The organism is Flavobacterium sp. RHBU_24 (genome assembly GCF_046613695.1).
Classification (GTDB): Bacteria; Bacteroidota; Bacteroidia; order Flavobacteriales; family Flavobacteriaceae; genus Flavobacterium.
On sequence record NZ_JBKJHD010000001.1, the window covers coordinates 81,962 to 98,471 of the forward strand.

The window sequence follows — 16,510 nt, forward strand, 5'->3', positions numbered from 1 at the left end:
TTAATCAAGCATGGCTTAGGTTGTATGTAATGGCAAAAAGTTAACTAATCAGTTTCTCGAGCATAATTCGCAAACCAGGTTTTGTATTTTATAACCCCAGATTGCAAAGCACAGGGCATACGCCAGTAGTATAAGCAGCAACTTATAGTTTTTCCGGAATTTAATAATTGCTGTTAAAGCTATAATAATCGCCATCGGGTAAAGCATAATTGCCAGTAATGAACCGCGCATGTGCTGGGTTGCCATTTCTTGTTCGTAAGGCAAAAGCGAAAAATAAAAGCCCAGGTTAAGCAAAACTAATATTGACAGAAGTATAATCGTGATTTTCATGCCCATCTAATTAGCTACTTTGCCACATAAACCCAGTCTATAAACGGGAAACGCTTAGCATTATTAGTATCGTCAAGATCTGTTTCATTAACTACAAGCCTCAAAAAACTCACCTGTTTTTCTTTGCCTAACTTTAAGGTTTCGCCATCTTTCCGGCGTATCAGCACATAGTGTACCGGTTTCTCGTTGTAATTAACGGGAGTACTAAGGTGTGCCAGCAGCCAGTTTTTTTCATCTTCAATAACCACCCTCTTTATTAGCGTTGCCGTAACCGGAAAAACATTGCCCAGGCTGCTTTCGCGAAATTGGTAAATCGTGGCGGTCCTTCCCGCAAGGCTGGCGGTTGCCAGTAACCGGGCGGTACCCAGCATTGCAATAGCGATGAAGTTTACGTGCAGTTCAGAATTGTTATTTCCTACCGACATAACAAGGTTAAATCCCTGTGAGAGGTCAAAAGCAGGCGGAAAGGATACGATTTGCACAATAATCCAGGCATATATAATCTTAGGCGCTATGGGATTTCTCATAAAAAATAGCACCGCCCCGGTGATGCCCACAACCGATACCAGTACTGACAGCGACAGCATATCATTAAAGCTGGCAGAGATATTCATGAGGCTCAGCACAATCACGATTACAGGAAATATTGCATCGGTAGTAAACACAGGTTGTTTTGTCATTGGTTGGAAAAATTTTAACAAATATAACTATTGTTGAATATTTGCCACAATCATCTCCGCGTGTACCCTACTGTTCTCTATAAACCATTTGTGGGTTTCCATACCGCCGCATACCACACCGGCAAGGTACAGGCCGGGCACGTTGGTTTCCATAGTATCGGGGTTGTAGGTTGGGGTACAAAGGTTATCATCGCTAACGGCAATGCCGCACTTTTTAAGGAAATCAATATCAGGGCGGTAACCGGTAAGGGCCAATACAAAGTCGGCCTGCAGGGTTAACGCGCCATCGGTGGTAAAAATATCCACCTCATTTTCCCTGATTTCGGTAATGCTCGAATAAAAGTATGCTTTAATGCTACCCTCTGCAATACGGTTCTCAATATCAGGCTTTATCCAGTATTTTACGCGGTCGTTAATTTCGCCCCGGCGGATAACCATGGTAACATCAGCGCCCTTATGCCAGCATTCCAGCGCGGCGTCTACGCTGCTGTTGTTAGCGCCTACTACCACCACTTTTTTAAATGCATACTCATGCGCCTCCTTGTAATAGTGGCGCACGTGTGGCAGATTTTCACCCGGCACATCCATATACACGGGAATGTCATAGAACCCCGTCGCTATAACCACGTTTTTTGCGTTGTACCAGCCTTTTTCGCTGTGCACGACAAACTTGCCCGACTCCTGCTTATTAACCGAAATAACGCGCTCAAAAAGCCGTATATTCAGGTTAAAGTGCTTTTGTATGTTGCGGTAATATTCCAGCGCCTCCTGCCGGCCCGGCTTGGGTGCAATACAGCTAAAGGGCACATTGCCTACCTCCAGGCGCTCGGCGGTACTAAAGAACGTCATGTACAACGGGTAGTTATACAGGCTGTTTACCAGCGCGCCTTTCTCCAGGATAATATAGCTCAGCCCTTTAGTTTTAGCCTCAATGGCACAGGCCATGCCTATGGGCCCGCCGCCGATGATGAGCAGGTCGCAGGTATCGTTAGTTACTTCCATGTGTTGTAGGGGTTGCGGCTCAGGTAAGCGTTGTAGTATTTTTCGGTGCCAGTTACTTCTTCACCCAGCCATTGTGGCTTTTCAAAATCTTCATACTCGTCGGCCAACTCAATTTCAGCAATAACCAGCCCTTCATTTTCACCAAAAAATTCGTCCACTTCATACACATGGCTGCCCACCTTCACTTCGTAGCGCACCTTATCAATGGCGCCGGGTTCGCAAATGGCCAGCAATTGTTCGGCTTCAGCAACCGGAATTTCTTTCTCCCACTCCAAGCGGGTAGTGCCGCTTGCGTTGCCGCGGCCTTTTATGGTAAGGTAGCCTTTTTCTCCTTTAATACGCACACGTACGGTACGGTCGGGCACTGAGCTCAAGTAACCCTGGGTAATGCGTTTGTGGGTGTAAGATTCGGTTTTATAGGTGTCTGCAAGTACAAGGAACTTGCGTTCTGTTTCGGTCATAAGGTGTAAAAATTGTAACGGCAAGTTACGGAATTATATAGTCAGTACCGTTGACGTTTTACCAGATGATTTTAGATAATTTATTTTTAAAACGGTGTAGAAAAACAGAGTTGCCACCTAAAATTTACAAATATTTTTGACAGCCATCAATTCTGCATTGTATAGTAGTAACCATCTATATTATCAACGCCTGCTACCCGGCATATACATTTTAGCCTCCAATATTTCCTTCCCTTTTGCGGAATGCGTATTTTTGCAGGAAATTTGTTAGAAATGTCAAGATTTTATCCTCTTATAATAAAAGATATAAAACGTGAAACCCCACACGCGGTTTCCATAGCCTTTGCCGTACCGGAAAGCCTCCGCGAGGCATATACCTTTACAGCAGGGCAGTATATAAATATTAAAACCCAGTACCAAGGAGAGGAAGTGCGCAAGGCATATTCCATTTGTTCAGCTCCGGGCAGCGGCGAGTTGCGGGTAGCCATTAAGGCAGTTAAGAACGGCGGTTTTTCGGCATTTGCCAATGAAAGCCTCGCCGTAGGCGATACCATGGAAGTAGGCGTGCCCGAAGGTAATTTTACCTTTGAGCCCAGGCCCGAGCGCCAGCGCAGCTATGCTGCTTTTGCTGCCGGCAGCGGCATTACGCCGGTAATGGCCATCATCCATTCGGTTTTAATAAACGAACCCAAAAGCTCGTTTGTGCTGGTATACGGAAACAAAACGCCCGAGGAAACTATTTTCCACGACCAGCTGCACGAACTCCAGGAAAAATACCTGGGGCGCTTTTTTGTACAGTTTGTTTACAGCAAGGCACATGCCGAAGGGGCGCTCTTTGGACGTGTAGACCGTGCAGCCGTTAACTATGTGCTTAAAAACAAGCACAAGGAAAAGGAATTTGCCAAATTTTACCTGTGTGGGCCGGAGGAAATGATACTACTGGTAAACGAGGTGCTTAAGGAAAGCAATGTGCCCGATAAGAGCATTAAATTTGAACTGTTCTCTACCCCTATTGCCGAAAAAACAATTGAAGCCGACCTTAGCGGCCAGACCAGGGTAACGGTGCTGGTAGATGATGAGGAAACCACCTTTTTAATGCCGAAGGAAATTACGTTGCTTGACGCGGCCCTTAAACAGGGTGTAGATGCCCCTTACTCCTGCCAGGGCGGTATATGCAGCAGCTGTATGGCCCGTATTAAAAACGGCAGTGCCGAAATGAAAAAGAACGCCATACTTACCGATGGTGAAATAGCAGAAGGCCTGATACTTACCTGCCAGGCACACCCTACATCAGCCGAGATATATATTGATTTTGATGATGTGTAATTGAGTCGAAAGTTGTAAAGTTGTAAAGTCTTAAAGCCCGGGATCGGATATGACATTCCTGGAATACAAATAGAAAACCCGTAGAACGATTATGTTCTACGGGTTTTCTATTTGTTTTACTTTTTTACGGCGCCACTTCTTTCGACTTTAAGACTTTAGACCTTCGGCTAAAAGGCTTTCGACTTTAGAAATTACCATTTGCGGTGTAATAGTATGCATAGCATCCTCATAACCCGGCACGTTTTTATTGCCGTATACAGATGTAGGCAGAAGGGGGTATTGGCCCCTGTCCGCAGTAAGCGAGTTACTTAGCGGCTGGTTAAATGGCGCGAAACCGGCATACGGGTGCGTGGCGCCCCACAGTGAAATTACCTTAACCCCATACATGGCTGCAAGGTGGCCGTTCCCGCTGTCCATACTCAGCATTACATCAAGGTTGCTTATTATTTGCAATTCCTGTTTCATGGAGAGTTTATTGCCTGCTGCCACCAGTACATTGGGCATGCCTTCGGCAAACTTCTTAAGTTGGTGCTCCTCGTCCCTACCCCCGCCAAAAAGGAATATCTTAGTGCCGGGCCGTATTGCGAGGCCGCTAATAACCTCCTGCATCAGTTCTCTTGGGTACACTTTGCTGCGGTGTTGCGCAAAAGGCGCTATGCCTATCCACATTTCGTTATGATGGCCTGTGTAAGCAAGCACATCTTCAGAAAGCGTAAGCGCGGGGCGTATAGCCCTGGCATCAAGTGTTACGGGAAAGCCCAGTTGTGCCACTGTAATGGCATGACGCTCTATTACTGCCGGTATGGGCTCAAAACGCTTATTTTTTTCTGCGGTTAACGCCTTACGGGCTTCGCGCATCTTATCTGTAGTAGCGGTTTTTTTACCCCTGCGTTTAAACAGGAATGTTATTACTTTACTGCGCAGCACATTGTGCAGGTCGGCCACGGCATATACATGCAGCCCACGCAGCTCCCTATACAAGCGCCAAAGCCCCATAAGGCCCTTGTGCTGCTTATCAAAGTTAGTTTCGTACACCGCTACATTAGGCATACCTTCAAAAAAACTTTTAAAGGAAGCCCGTGTCACTACGGTAATTTTCAGGTCGGGGTATTGTGCTGCCAGTGCGCTGACTAAAGGTACAGTCATAGCAACATCGCCCATAGCAGAAAACCTGAGTAACAGCAGGTGTTTTCTGGTGCCTTTCTTTTTGGTGTGTGGCATTATGTGTTGGTTTTTGCCTGTTGTTTCATCCTGGGGGACTACAACAAAAAAATCCTGCCGTGGTTAAAAGCAGGATTTCTAATTTCTTACTTTTTTGTCTGGTACAACACCGGGTTTAATTCCTCGTCGTTATACATTTTCATTTGCTTATACACCTTCATGTATTTGTTGCCGCTTTCTATATCGGCAAGCAGGTCGTCTATTGCGGTACTAAGGTCTTTTTTCTGTTCCAGCAATACATTTAATTTTTCCTGGCATTTGGCACGGTGCTCCGGCGATGCGTCTTCGCGCGTAGCTTCCTCTGCCATGTGGTAAATTTTAAGCGCCAGTATGCTCAGGCGGTCTATGGCCCAGGCAGGGCTCTCTGAGTTTATTTTTGCCTCAGCCTTAGGTTGTATCTCTTTATACTGCTCAAGGAAATAGCTGTCTATATATTCTACCATATCAGTACGCACCTGGTTGCTGGCATCTATCTTGCGTTTCAGGTCGAGCGCGGCTACAGGGTCTATGTTTGGGTCGCGCACTATGTCTTCATAATGCCACTGCACGGTATCTACCCAGTTTTTGGCATATAAAAGGTGTTCTATTTTATCTTTACGGAACGGGTTATTTATAGGCTGGGCAATATCGTCGTACTGGTGATAGTCTTTAATACTCTGCTCAAAAACAGGGAATGCAATGCTTGAAAACATGTTTAAATTTTTTTACAAATATAGTTTTAATACTTTTATCTTACCAAAACAAAATTTATCGCTATGATTGTCCATAATTTATATAAAGATAACAGCATCCTCAACCACTTTGTATCGCAGCTGCGCGACGTAACCCTACAACGCGACAGCATGCGTTTCCGTAAAAATATTCACCGCATAGGCGAGGTACTTGCATACGAAATAAGTAAAACGCTACCCTTTACACCCCAAACCGTTGCTACGCCACTGGGTATAAAAGAAACTACTAAGCTGGCAGACGGCATAGTAGTATGTTCTGTGCTGCGTGCCGGGTTGGCGCTGCATGAGGGTCTTATCTCTTTTTTTGATGATGCTGAGAATGCGTTTATATCCGCGTTTCGCAACCATCCTAACAATGATGACTACTTTGAAATTGTGATGGAATACAAAGCGGCGCCATCGCTAACCGGGAAAACGGTAATTATTGCCGACCCTATGCTGGCCACCGGGATGTCGCTTGTAGCGGCCTGTGATAAATTACTTGAAAACGAAACCCCAAAAGACGTACACTTAGCGGTGGTAATCGCCGCGCCCGAAGGCATTGCTTACCTTGAGGAACACCTGCCGGATAACTTCCATCTCTGGATAGCGGACACTGACAGCCACCTGAACGAGAAAAAATATATAGTGCCCGGCCTGGGCGATGCCGGTGATTTAGCGTATGGTGTAAAGTTGTAGCATCTAAAAATATTTTTGTATATTTGTTATTATCACTATACCATGGATTTGGCAGCACGGAAATATCATTTTATTCAGGAGTTAGCAAATGCCGATGAAAATTTGCTGGATAAACTTGAGAGCCTGTTAAGGTTGTATAAAAAACAAACGGATTGGGCCGATGAGTTGAGCGATGAAGAACTTGCTGAAATTGATGAAGGTATTGCTGATATAGAAAACGGCAATGTTTTTGAACATGAAGAAGTGATGAAACTTTTTGACAAATGGCGCTAAAAATTATTTGGTCGGCCAAAGCAAAAAGCGGATTATCAAAGGTTATTGAGTATCTTCAAAAAGAATGGACGCAAAGAGAAATAACTAATCTTGAAGAGAATATAACATCCACATTATCTGCAATCTCATCTAATCCTGAAATTTTTCCGAAATCATCCGTCAAGTCATCGTATAGAGCACTTGTGGATAAAAACAATTATCTGATATATAATATAGATTTGAAGAAATCATGTATTAACATAATTAACTTCAGGGGAACAAAACAGAACCCGAAGTATTAGTTACAACTGCAGCAAAAATATCCAAAAATCGCTTTAACAACTAAAAACCCCTGATTGTTGTGCATCAGGGGTTGCTTTAAAACAGGCAAAATAGATAGGAAAACCTGTTTTAAAATATAAATAGGCGCTAAAAAGTCTGCGGTAGTGTTTATTTGGATTTCTTAGCAGGGTCGGCTTTTTTAGGCACGGTACTTTCTTCTTTTGTAGTAGCCTCAGTTTTTGTGGTAGACTGGGTAGGTACAGTGGTAGACGTGGCCGTACTATCAGAGGCCGGCCTTGTTGTAGTAGTAGTTTGTGTTTTGGTTTTCGATTCTTTTTTTACGGGTTCCTGAGCTGTGGCCAGTAAACCTGTTAGCAGTAGTGCACTTAAAAATAAATTTTTCATAATCTCGGTTTTTTATATGTCTTGTTTTTTATTACGTTTTGTGAAAAGTATAAAACAAGATTGATGCCAACGGAAGATTGAAAGATTCAACTATTGAAAGATTTAAATAGTAAAGCACTTTAAATCATAGTTTTAAATCCTAGAAATTGTTTTGGCACAAACATTTGTTACGTGCACCAAAACCTGTTGCTTGTGTAGAAAGCTGGGGAATATTGTTGCCTAAAAATTGGGGAAGCGGGGTTTTATGAGATAATATCCGAGTGAAGCTGCTCCCTCTCCTTTGGAGAGGGTTGGGGAGAGGCCTGCCGCTGACCACTGATCACTAAAACTAAGGTGCTATAAGCTTAAAGCCCACGCGCGGTATATTTTCTATACGGATGCTCTCATCATCCCTGAAAATTTTGCGCAGCCTCGAGATAAATACATCCATACTGCGGCCCATGAAGTAGTCATCGGTACCCCAAAGGGCAGTAAGTATTTTTTCGCGCTTTAAAACGATGTTCTTGTTATCTATAAAGAGTTTCAGCAGGGCGCTTTCCCTCTCGGTAAGCTGTATGGTCTCGCCGTTTCTTTCAAGGGCATAATTATCGGGGTCAAAGCTAAAAGAGCCTACAGGGCACACGCGGCTTAAGGTAGTAGTGCGTTTCTGGCTGCGCTGTAAAAACACCTCTATCTTTAAAATCAACTCCTCAATGCTATAGGGTTTCACCAGGTAATCGTCAGCACCCAGTTTAAGCCCTTTTATACGGTCTTCCTTAAGCGTTTTTGCCGAAAGGAATATAATGGGCACCTCAACATCCAGTTCACGTATAGCGGCTGCCAGTTCAAAGCCGTCCATTTCGGGCAGCATGACGTCAAGGATACACAGGTCATAGGGGCCTTTCTTAAAAGCATCAAAAGCCTCCTTGCCATTGGTAAAATGTATCACGTCATAATGCTGCTCCAGGTTATCAGAGGTTAGGAACGCCAGTGTGCTGTCGTCTTCTACGTAAAGTATCTTTTTTTTCATGCAAAGCTGCTTTTTGGTATCACTATGCTTACGGTAAGTCCGGGCTTGCCGGTATTGTTTTTCAGGGTTATTTTCCACCCGTGAAGTTCACAAATCTTTTTCACATAAAAAAGCCCTATGCCAAATCCCTCTATATCGGTTTTGTTTTCGCGGGGAACACGGTAAAAACGGTCAAACACAAAATCAATATGTTCCGGCGGTATGCCCGGGCCATTATCGGCTATTTCTACCAACACACCTTTGGGCTGCGGGGTAACGCTTATGACTACCTCAGGGTTTGCCGGGCCGTACTTAATGGCGTTTTCTACCACGTTGAATAAGATATTATATACATGGAATTCATCGGCCAGTATAGTGTATTTATTATCAGGGGCGTTAAGGGTAATGTGTGCCTTTTCAAATTTTATCGAGGCGTTTTCCTTTATCAGTTCCAGGGTATCAGTAAGCCCAAAGGGTATTTTTTGGAGCCTCCCTATGCCACTGTCATTTTTAGCTACCGAAAGGATGCGCTCTACATGCTGGTTAAGCTTGTTGCCCTGTTCTACTATTATTTTCAGGTAACGGTTCAGCTTGGGGTTATCTTCTATCTCCGGCTGTTTTGCAGCATAGTTTCCCGCGATAAGTATTGACGATAATGGTGTTTTAAACTCATGCGTCATGTTATTTATAAAGTCTTTTTGCAGCTCGGTATAGCGCTTTTGCTTAAGCAGCAGGAACACCGAATATACATATATTACCAGCACCAGGAACAGCACACCGGTATATATCCAGTACTGGCCCAGGGAGTTCAGGTAGCTGTGTGTCATCTTTGGGAAACGCACCGCAAAGTAGTACACCAGGCCGGGACGTTTGGTAAAGCAGTTTACACACTTCATGCTCTGGTTTTCTACCGTCTGGCCTTCCATGTTAATATATTCACCATACACCATGGCATCGCCGGAGCAGTCGTATATGGCATATTCATAATCCAGGTCGAGCTTGGCCTTTATAAACTCATTTTTAAGATAGTACTCTAATATTGAAGCCTCAAAAACATCGTTTACATTAACTACATAGTAATCGTCGCTAACCTTTTTAATGGGGCTGTCTACCGGGGCCTCGGTGCTGTTGTCAAGGTAAATTTTAGTAACCACATCCTGAAGGGCAAAGTGAATTTTTTCGGCTACTTCCTTTCGCTCAAATTTATAGGCTTCACTAAGCATTACCAGCTGCATGGTAATAACTCCCACAATGCCCACAAGGCCTATAAAAACAATTATGTTGAGTGTGTTGAATTTCAATTCCTTACTAAATTTGGTATACAAATATGTGCCTGAAAAGGCATAAATATACTATAGAACCAAGCCTTTAACAGTTAGTTAACAAGCCTTTGAAAGCAGTTAACAAAGTTACACATACTTATGGTTATTTTTGTAATGTTGTATTTACATAGTCTACGGTATAAAATAAACTATAGAAGCGCGTTCGTTAAAGTTTTAATTTTTTGGAACAATATTTGTTTATTTGCAAACACAATGAGTATTACAATTTTACCAGACGCTATTAACAACTCATTAACAAGAGTTTGAAAGCGGTTAACAAAAGCGTACACAGAAGGTGATATATTTGTGATATCAAAATATTTTAACGTAAAAAAAAATTTATTAACTAAATAGTAATTAAGTAATTATGAAAAACCTTAAACTAACTTTATTTACTGCTGTAGGCGCCCTTATGCTTTCTGCAACGGTACATGCCCAGGAAGCTGCGAAACCGGCTACTGAGGTTAAAGAACAAAAACCTACAGGCCTTACCTTTAAAGAAGATTCTTTTAACTTTGGCGATATAGAAAAAGGAAAGCCTGCTACACACGAGTTTACGTTTAAAAACACGTCTGACCAAACGATACTTATCACTAACGTAAAAGCGTCTTGCGGCTGTACTACACCAAGCTGGACAAAAACCCCTATTAAACCGGGAGAGTCTGGTAATGTAACCGCTACCTATAACGCCGCACACCCCGGCGCGTTTACTAAAACAGTTACCGTTACCACTAACGACACAGACCAGAATAAAATACTAAGCATTAAAGGTAAAGTAATAGGTGAAGAAACTCCTGCACCGGCACCGGCAACTACTACTAATGTAGCCGCTGCACCTGTTAAAACACAGCCAGCAGTTGCTACACCGGGTGTGCAACTACATACTGTAGCCGAAGGAGAAACACTTTCGCTAATTGCTAAAAAATATTATGGCGATATCCATAAGTATGATGTAATTTATAACGCTAACAAAGGTGCGATTCCTGCTTCAAAAGTTATCCGTACCGGCCAGGTTATAAAAATACCTTCTGCTAAATAAGCCATAGGTAAAATACTATACTAAAGAGCCGTCACGATTGTGGCGGCTTTTTTTGTGCTTAACCGTGTGTTTTGAATAAATTTGTACACAGTTTCACAATAAAATGCAGCAGGCTTATATAAAAACACCATTAGGTACGGCACTTATTGAGGGCGACGAATATGGCATTTCTAAAATCAGTATGCTAGACGGCGATGTGCCGGTATCTGATGCCGTACCGGAAATTTTGTACCCGGCCGCACGCGAGCTTACTGAGTATTTTGAAGGCAGGCGCCGCAATTTTACATTCACAATGAATCCGCATGGTACTGATTTCCAAAAAAAAGTATGGCAGGCCCTGCTGCAAATACCGTTTGGCTCTACCACCTCGTACCAGGAATTATCTATAAAGCTGGGCGATGTAAAAGCCATCCGTGCCGTAGCCTCTGCCAATGGCAAAAATCCGCTTTGGATTGTGGTGCCCTGCCACCGTGTTATAGGGTCAGATGGGTCGCTTACCGGCTATGCGGGCGGCCTGTGGCGTAAAAAGTGGCTGCTGGAGCATGAAACCCCGCCGGTGCAGCAAAGCCTTTTTTAGGCCTTTCCGAAGCCCCTCACCTATGTTAGGTTACTTTCCGGAAGCCCCTATCATATCCCAGCCCTCTCCGAAAGAGAGGGAGCAGCTTCACTCTGATGTTTTGATTACCGATTAGCAGTGGTTTATAGCATTCGTTACCGAACTGTACCCGTACGTTGAAGCCCCTCTCCGAAGGAGAAGGGTCGGCGGAGAGGAAAAAAACTGACAAATATCAGCGCTACTCTTACCATAAAGCCGTAATTTTATTTCATGGATGTTTCCATCCGCGATAATTTAAAATTTAAAAATATGCCTACTACTAAGCCTTTCAACCTTAATAAATGGATTGATGAAAACCGCCACCTGCTAAAGCCGCCCGTGGGGAATAAGAACATCTACCCGCTGTCTGAAGATTATATTGTTATGGTAGTAGCCGGCCCCAATGCCCGTAAAGACTACCACTATAACGAAACCGAAGAGCTTTTTTACCAGCTGGAAGGCAACATAAAGGTTATAGTGCAGGAAAATGGCGAACGCAAAGAAATGGAACTCAGTGCCGGCGATATGTACCTGCACCCCGCCCGCACCCCGCACAGCCCCGTGCGCAGCGAAGGCTCTATTGGGTTGGTAATAGAGCGGGTGCGTGCCGGCCGCGGCTTTACCGATGGCCTGCTGTGGTTTTGCGAAAACTGCAACCACAAGCTGTATGAGGTATTTTTTGAGCTGCACGATATTGAAAAGGACTTTTTGCCGCACTTTAAGCATTTTTATAATTCTGAGGCGTTGCGCACCTGCGACTGCTGCGGGCATGTATTGCCTGTGGATGAGCGGTATGTGGAGCGGGGGTAAAATTAAAAACGATTAAAACTTAAATTTAGTAACTTGGCCTTTCAACCATCTAACTAATTATACAATGAAAGGTCAATTATTAAAAGTTAAAACTCTGCTTCTTTTTATAGTCAATATTTTATTAAATCCTGTGGTATATGCCCAAAAATTAAATGTTGATAACGTAACGTCCGAACGCTTAGCAGAAAAATTTATACATCGTATTGATAAGGATTATGAGTCTTTCAAAATACGGAAAATAGCATCCTTTACTAATTACCACAGAGAAACTAAAAAGTCATGTAAATACATTGCCGATTCCTTAGGTATTACTGAATCATTTTATAAGGCTGATTTTGACAGAAATGGTTTGACCGATCTTTTAGTCACAGGAGAATTTGGTGATTTCGCCGTTTTAGTAGCGCTTAATCAAGGGAAAAATTCATTCAAGATTAAGCAACTTACCAGGCGGAGCTTTCAGGATTGTGTGTTCCCGAAAATTTTAAATGACAGCGTCATCCGCTATTATTATTTAAGCGAAAACTATGGATTAGATAAAGAGGAAGCTGGATTATTATTTAAAGACCTCATTTTAAAATTCAATGATTTTGTTGAGTTTAATCCGTCACCTAAAAAACATGATATTGAAAAAATTGAATACCAAACCTCAATGTGCTATGGCATTTGTCCAAAATTCTATATCAAGATAAATAAAAACCGGGCTGCTATATTTAAGGCTGAAAAATATAATGTTGAGAACTGGAAATCAAAACCATCAAAATCCATCAGCGGAACTTTTAGCGGAGAAATCGATGAAAAATCATTTTCTGATATAGTTAGCCTGCTTGACTATATAGATTTCCCTAACTTAAAAGACAGCTATTCAGTAAACTGGACTGATGATCAAACCTGTACCTTAAAAGTAACCTATAACAACGGGACGGTTAAAGAAATAAAAGATTACGGGCTAGTAGGTACCTCTGGTTTAAACCGGTTATATCAACTGTTTTTTGAATTGCGGTTTAATCAGAAATGGAATGAAGATTAATGAATATTTCATTAAAAATGGCTATTGTATTTAAAAATCCTCAAAGCCGGCTATCTTCCGGCGTCACAATTGTTTATCTTTGCAAAAAATTTGTTCCACCCATGGACGACTACCGACAGAAAATACAAGTAATAACCTTTCAGGGATAGTATAACCATGGCTTTTCCCTGTAGCTAAACATTTGAGGGAAAAGTAATTATGGTAACCTTTTACACCAAAGACAACTGCGGCCTTACCACAGCAAAATCGGCAAACGATGCCACCTGGATAAGCGCCCTTAAACCCACCGAGGCCGATAAACACTACCTTATTAGCGAGCTGGGCATACCCGAGGCTTTTTATAACGATATTGAAGATATAGACGAGCGCCCCCGCATAGAGTTTGAAGACGGGTGGTGCCTTATCATACTGCGGATGCCCCTGAAGCACAACGACCCCCGCCTGCCCTATACCACAGCGCCGCTGGGCGTAGTATTTAAAGGTGACACGTTTGTGTCGATATGCTTTGAGCAAAACGATATGATAAGCGATTTCATTACCTATTCGCAAAAAAAGAGCATCCGGCCCGAAGGCCATTTTGACCTCGTGCTGCGCCTGCTGATATCGTCGAGCATCTGGTTCCAGAAGTACCTGAAACAGGTTAACCAGCTCATAAAGAGCGCCGAAGACAACCTCGAGAAGTCCATCCGGAATGAAGACCTGCAACAACTCCTGCAAATAGAAAAATGCCTGGTATATTTTATAACGTCCATCAAGGGTAACGAGATGCTGTTTTACCGCATCCGCAACCTTAAAGGCTACCGCGACACTTTTGACCCGGACCTGATTGAAGATGTAGAAATAGAGCTGCGCCAGGCCCAGGACACGACCAATATATACAGCGACATCCTTACCGGCACCATGGATGCCTACGCCAGCGTGATTTCTAACAACCTTAATGTCATCATGAAACGGCTTACATCTATTTCAATAATATTGATGATACCCACGCTTATTGCCAGTTTTTACGGCATGAACGTACCAAACAGCCTGCAAAATAATAACTACGGGCTATGGATTATCGCATTGGTGTCATTTTTAATATCGTTAATAGGGGTATTAATGTTTAAGAAAAAAAATCTATTTTAAGAAATACTGTTGCGGATGCCCCCAATTTTTTTCTGCCGGATTATTTTGGGCATCCGCAAATTTTTTTATTCCCTCCTTGCCAACCCAAAAATTTGTTCTGCAAAATTACGCCAATACAGCAGGTGGAGTACTGAAGGCATTCGTTCAGTAAAATAATATTGTACAGTTTTTTAATCGATTGTGGAATATAAAAATTAACTGACTGAAAAGCAACTACTTAATTTTTGGCGTTTTTCACCGTTTTCTTCAACAAAGTGGAAAGAGAGACTACCCAATGTGGAACACTCCAGGTTAAAAAAAAAGTTATCAACAGTTGCCGGTTTACTGCAAACTGCGACTGCAAAAACTGAGCACTATTTCTTATGGATAAGCCGCGTTAGTTTTATGCTTAAATCTGTAAGTATAATCTTAGCATTGCCATTCCGCTCTATGTGGTACAGGGCATCGCTAAGCTCTTTAAAAATGTCGTTAATGTTGTTGCCGTTTACAAAAGGGGCAAAATTTTCCAGCTTAAATTTATCAACCGCGGGCTCCATAAACACAAGTGGCTTAGCGTTATAGTTAAGCAGCAGCGCCTGCCGGAACATATCGATACAAAACGTAAGGAACTGTTTTTGCGCCTCACGGCCTATGCCGGCTATCTGTTCGCTCCAGCTAATAAGGTCGTGTATGGCCGCAGCGTTGCCCTTAGCTCTAAAGGCGGCACGCACCCATTGCGCAAACCACTCTTCAAACGGCAGGCCGTCGTCGGTTTTGTGCAGTAAATGCAGGGCTTTATTGTAGTTGCCCTGTGCCTGGTGGGCAAGCTTCATCGCGGTATTCGGGTCGATATTTTCCCTGGAAACCAGTGCGTTAGCAATTACCTGCTCGGGCAGGCCGTTAAAGTGCAGCACCTGGCAGCGGCTCAGTATGGTTTGCAGTATATCATCCTCACTTTCAGCGATTAGCAGGAACACCGTTTTTTGTGGCGGCTCTTCCAGCAGCTTCAGGAGCTTGTTTGCCGTGGCAGTATTCATGCGGTCGGCCATCCAAATGATCATCACCTTATAGCCGCCCTCATACGCTTTGAGCGACAGCGACTTAACAATCTCTGTAGCTTCGTCAACGCCTATCTGCCCCTGCTTGTTTGCAATATCAATTTTCTTGTACCAGTCAAACAGGCTGCCGTAAGGCGTTTGGGCCACAAACTCGCGCCATTGCTTTAAGAAGTTGGCGCTCACTGGGTGGCTTTTTACCTCGCCGTTAGCTGCCACCGGAAACACAAAGTGCAAATCAGGGTGCGACAGGTTTTGGAACTTAAGGTTACAGGCCGCGTTGCCGCCCTCGTTTTCGCCGCCGGTATTTGCACATAAAATATATTGCGCATAGGCTATGGCCAATGGCAAAGTACCTGATCCTTCGGGGCCTATAAACAGCTGGGCGTGAGGTATACGGCCACTCGTGGCGCTGGCGGCCAGGTGGTTCTTGATGTGTATTTGCCCTAAGATTTCTGAAAAAAGCATGGGGCAAAGATAAAGAAAGTTGCTTAGGTGCTGAGTTGCTAAGAGACTTAGTTTTTCATTCCATATCCAGAATAACAGATAAGTTTTCTTTCACGCTATCTACCAGATTTAGAGGTAGCGCGCCAATCTTTTTTATCAGGCGTTTGTTATCTATCGCACGCAATTGATCTAACATTATATCACAATTTTCTAAAAGATTTCCTGTGCCTTTTTTTAAATGTATCCTCAATATTTCTGATTCTTTCTGAACATTAGTGGTTATTGGGCATATAATTGTTGATGGATGCGAAATGTGGTTGAGTATATTTGTCTGAATAACTACTACAGGTCTCGTTTTTCCAGGCTCGGTACCCACCCTTGGATTTAAGTCGGCTAACCAAATCTCATATTGATTAATCTGCATAATCAATATTTTCAAATTCAGACAATATTTTAATAGACTCCTGCCTCACAAGAAGTGATTCCCGTTGAAGCTTTTCTTCCAGTAATTTACGCTTCTGAATTTTATTATAATAATCTAAAGCTTCATTTATATACCTGTTTCTGGTAGTTTTAATGTTTATGAGGATTTTTTCCGTTTCACCGAAAATAGAATCATCAATTTTTAGAGATACTGTTTTCATAGCTAAATTGTTTACTCAAAAGTATATCTTTTTTTTATATTAAAAAAGTGTATTTTTTAACGAATGCAATTATTTGCGTTATCCTGTATAAAAAAATCTATATCCTCT

21 protein-coding genes are annotated in these 16,510 nt (G+C 42.8%); 9 read left to right on the forward strand and 12 right to left on the reverse strand.

Annotated features, from left to right (window positions below):
• Positions 1-48: 48 nt before the first annotated feature.
• From ACLI09_RS00365 to ACLI09_RS00380, 4 genes are read right to left on the reverse strand one after another with little or no spacing between them, the layout of a single operon-like run.
• Positions 49-330 (reverse strand): hypothetical protein, encoded by a 282-nt coding sequence (locus ACLI09_RS00365; RefSeq protein WP_411417588.1) that lies wholly within the window; start codon positions 328-330, stop codon positions 49-51.
• Positions 331-344: 14 nt separating this feature from the next.
• Complete coding sequence (locus ACLI09_RS00370; protein ID WP_411417589.1) at positions 345-1,010, reverse strand: hypothetical protein; 666 nt, start codon at positions 1,008-1,010, stop codon at positions 345-347.
• Positions 1,011-1,037: 27 nt separating this feature from the next.
• Entirely contained in the window at positions 1,038-2,012 is a 975-nt protein-coding gene (locus ACLI09_RS00375; RefSeq protein ID WP_411417590.1) for a YpdA family putative bacillithiol disulfide reductase, read from the reverse strand.
• Entirely contained in the window at positions 2,003-2,473 is a 471-nt protein-coding gene (locus ACLI09_RS00380; protein WP_411417591.1) for a CYTH domain-containing protein, read from the reverse strand. The genes ACLI09_RS00375 and ACLI09_RS00380 overlap by 10 nt, the downstream gene beginning before the upstream one ends.
• Before the next feature lie 273 nt (positions 2,474-2,746).
• Between ACLI09_RS00380 and ACLI09_RS00385 the strand changes: the two genes are divergently transcribed.
• Complete coding sequence (locus ACLI09_RS00385) at positions 2,747-3,799, forward strand: 2Fe-2S iron-sulfur cluster-binding protein (RefSeq protein WP_411417592.1); 1,053 nt, start codon at positions 2,747-2,749, stop codon at positions 3,797-3,799.
• 147 nt (positions 3,800-3,946) lie between these two features.
• Here ACLI09_RS00385 and ACLI09_RS00390 read toward each other — a convergent pair whose 3' ends face one another.
• Entirely contained in the window at positions 3,947-5,020 is a 1,074-nt protein-coding gene (locus ACLI09_RS00390) for a glycosyltransferase family 9 protein (RefSeq protein ID WP_411417593.1), read from the reverse strand.
• Between the two features lie 86 nt (positions 5,021-5,106).
• On the reverse strand, positions 5,107-5,712 hold the full coding sequence (locus ACLI09_RS00395) for a DUF4254 domain-containing protein (RefSeq protein ID WP_411417594.1): 606 nt from the start codon (positions 5,710-5,712) through the stop codon (positions 5,107-5,109).
• Positions 5,713-5,775: 63 nt separating this feature from the next.
• Between ACLI09_RS00395 and upp the strand changes: the two genes are divergently transcribed.
• Genes upp through ACLI09_RS00410 form a run of 3 tightly spaced genes read left to right on the forward strand, consistent with a single transcriptional unit; the run spans position 5,776 to position 6,983 of the window.
• The gene (gene upp / locus ACLI09_RS00400) at positions 5,776-6,429 is read left to right on the forward strand and encodes a uracil phosphoribosyltransferase (protein ID WP_411417595.1); all 654 of its coding nucleotides are present in this window, start codon (positions 5,776-5,778) and stop codon (positions 6,427-6,429) included.
• A gap of 42 nt (positions 6,430-6,471) precedes the next feature.
• Positions 6,472-6,702, forward strand: a complete 231-nt coding sequence (locus ACLI09_RS00405) for a hypothetical protein (protein WP_411417596.1) — start codon at positions 6,472-6,474, stop codon at positions 6,700-6,702.
• Complete coding sequence (locus ACLI09_RS00410; RefSeq protein WP_411417597.1) at positions 6,693-6,983, forward strand: type II toxin-antitoxin system RelE/ParE family toxin; 291 nt, start codon at positions 6,693-6,695, stop codon at positions 6,981-6,983. Before ACLI09_RS00405 ends, ACLI09_RS00410 begins: the two co-directional genes overlap by 10 nt.
• Before the next feature lie 148 nt (positions 6,984-7,131).
• On the opposite strand, the gene ACLI09_RS00415 is transcribed toward ACLI09_RS00410, so the two are convergent.
• From ACLI09_RS00415 to ACLI09_RS00425, 3 genes are all read right to left on the reverse strand, one after another.
• Positions 7,132-7,368: a hypothetical protein gene (locus ACLI09_RS00415; RefSeq protein WP_411417598.1), complete on the reverse strand. Its 237-nt coding sequence runs from the start codon at positions 7,366-7,368 to the stop codon at positions 7,132-7,134.
• Positions 7,369-7,696: 328 nt separating this feature from the next.
• A complete protein-coding gene (locus ACLI09_RS00420; RefSeq protein WP_411417599.1) occupies positions 7,697-8,377 on the reverse strand; it encodes a response regulator transcription factor in 681 nt (226 codons plus the stop codon).
• Positions 8,374-9,657, reverse strand: coding sequence for a sensor histidine kinase (locus tag ACLI09_RS00425; protein ID WP_411417600.1), 1,284 nt, complete (start codon positions 9,655-9,657; stop codon positions 8,374-8,376). Before ACLI09_RS00425 ends, ACLI09_RS00420 begins: the two co-directional genes overlap by 4 nt.
• A 388-nt stretch (positions 9,658-10,045) precedes the next feature.
• Here ACLI09_RS00425 and ACLI09_RS00430 point away from each other — a divergent pair, with 388 nt between their 5' ends.
• The 5 genes from ACLI09_RS00430 (at position 10,046) to ACLI09_RS00450 (ending at position 14,277) form a co-directional block, all read left to right on the forward strand.
• A complete protein-coding gene (locus tag ACLI09_RS00430; RefSeq protein WP_411417601.1) occupies positions 10,046-10,717 on the forward strand; it encodes a DUF1573 domain-containing protein in 672 nt (223 codons plus the stop codon).
• Positions 10,718-10,820: 103 nt separating this feature from the next.
• Positions 10,821-11,294: a methylated-DNA--[protein]-cysteine S-methyltransferase gene (locus ACLI09_RS00435; protein ID WP_411417602.1), complete on the forward strand. Its 474-nt coding sequence runs from the start codon at positions 10,821-10,823 to the stop codon at positions 11,292-11,294.
• 288 nt (positions 11,295-11,582) lie between these two features.
• The gene (locus ACLI09_RS00440; RefSeq protein WP_411417603.1) at positions 11,583-12,122 is read left to right on the forward strand and encodes a 3-hydroxyanthranilate 3,4-dioxygenase; all 540 of its coding nucleotides are present in this window, start codon (positions 11,583-11,585) and stop codon (positions 12,120-12,122) included.
• 64 nt (positions 12,123-12,186) lie between these two features.
• Positions 12,187-13,149, forward strand: a complete 963-nt coding sequence (locus tag ACLI09_RS00445; RefSeq protein ID WP_411417604.1) for a DUF6438 domain-containing protein — start codon at positions 12,187-12,189, stop codon at positions 13,147-13,149.
• A 198-nt stretch (positions 13,150-13,347) separates the two neighbouring features.
• Positions 13,348-14,277, forward strand: a complete 930-nt coding sequence (locus ACLI09_RS00450) for a magnesium transporter CorA family protein (RefSeq protein WP_411417605.1) — start codon at positions 13,348-13,350, stop codon at positions 14,275-14,277.
• A gap of 353 nt (positions 14,278-14,630) precedes the next feature.
• On the opposite strand, the gene ACLI09_RS00455 is transcribed toward ACLI09_RS00450, so the two are convergent.
• The 3 genes from ACLI09_RS00455 to ACLI09_RS00465 are packed head-to-tail and all read right to left on the reverse strand — an operon-like array spanning position 14,631 to position 16,402.
• Positions 14,631-15,779 carry an ATP-binding protein gene (locus tag ACLI09_RS00455; RefSeq protein ID WP_411417606.1) on the reverse strand — a complete coding sequence of 383 codons (1,149 nt, stop codon included), beginning with the start codon at positions 15,777-15,779 and terminating at the stop codon, positions 14,631-14,633.
• A gap of 55 nt (positions 15,780-15,834) precedes the next feature.
• A complete protein-coding gene (locus ACLI09_RS00460; protein ID WP_411417607.1) occupies positions 15,835-16,182 on the reverse strand; it encodes a type II toxin-antitoxin system PemK/MazF family toxin in 348 nt (115 codons plus the stop codon).
• On the reverse strand, positions 16,172-16,402 hold the full coding sequence (locus ACLI09_RS00465) for a hypothetical protein (RefSeq protein ID WP_411417608.1): 231 nt from the start codon (positions 16,400-16,402) through the stop codon (positions 16,172-16,174). Before ACLI09_RS00465 ends, ACLI09_RS00460 begins: the two co-directional genes overlap by 11 nt.
• Positions 16,403-16,510: the final 108 nt, after the last annotated feature.